General features: G+C 55.5%; 2 protein-coding genes. One reads left to right on the plus strand and one right to left on the minus strand.

The annotated features are described in order from the left end of the window. Positions 1–415 (plus strand): IS66 family transposase (locus CLH62_RS20870; RefSeq protein WP_143752405.1); only part of this gene is annotated, 415 nt, incomplete at its 5' end. Positions 416–425: 10 nt separating this feature from the next. Here the strand turns inward: CLH62_RS20870 and CLH62_RS20875 are convergent. After that, positions 426–668 (minus strand): AbrB/MazE/SpoVT family DNA-binding domain-containing protein, encoded by a 243-nt coding sequence (locus CLH62_RS20875; protein WP_099620086.1) that lies wholly within the window; start codon positions 666–668, stop codon positions 426–428. Positions 669–770 lie beyond the last annotated feature (102 nt).

Raw genomic sequence — 770 nt, forward strand, 5'->3', positions numbered from 1 at the left:
CCGGGAAGCGAAAGCCAGGCCCATTGCTGATGCGCTGCATCAGTGGATGCTGGCGCATCGCAAGAAAGTGCCGGATGGCTCCGGCACGGCCAAAGCGTTGGATTACAGTCTCAAACGTTGGGAAGCGCTGACGCGCTACCTGGGCGATGGTGCTGTGCCCATCGATAACAACTGGGTGGAAAACCAGATCCGGCCCTGGGCGCTGGGACGCAGCAACTGGCTGTTCGCGGGATCACTGCGCAGTGGTCAACGTGCGGCTGCAGTGATGACACTGATCCAGTCAGCCAAGCTGAACGGCCATGATCCCTATGCTTACCTGAAGGATGTGCTGACCCGCCTTCCGACGCAGAAGAACAACGCCATCGACGAGCTATTGCCCCACAACTGGAAGCCGGCTATAGCTGACAAGGTGTGATGGTTACCACTCACCGCTTCTCTCCACGGTCTTCCATGAAATCCTCTGAAGCACCCTCTCCGTCAAACCAAGCATCCCCGTCTTCGGGGGCAATGGCAGGCTCTGTGGGTCGTTCGAATTTCTTGACTGAACCTTTTAGCTTTTTCAAGGACTCAGACTCGTGAGAGAGCGGCTTAGCCAACTCGTCCGCGTGGGCTCCGTAGGCATCTAGGTTTTCGAGTGGCTCCTGCTCTGTTGGTCGTTTCTTTTTCATGGAAAACTCTCGCTTACAAAGCCTTTTCACCAATATACCAAATTCGTAACCCCATCCGTCCAATAGCACTAGATTCAAGATGGGGTCACCGGACGGTTACGA

The sequence above is a fragment of the Marinobacter guineae genome (genome assembly GCF_002744735.1).
Lineage (GTDB): Bacteria > Pseudomonadota > Gammaproteobacteria > Pseudomonadales > Oleiphilaceae > Marinobacter > Marinobacter guineae.

Excerpts from the sequence above, each read along its gene's own strand:
- CLH62_RS20875 (WP_099620086.1), bottom strand. The coding sequence starts at position 668 with ATGAAAAAGAAACGACCAACAGAGCAGGAGCCACTCGAAAACCTAGAT.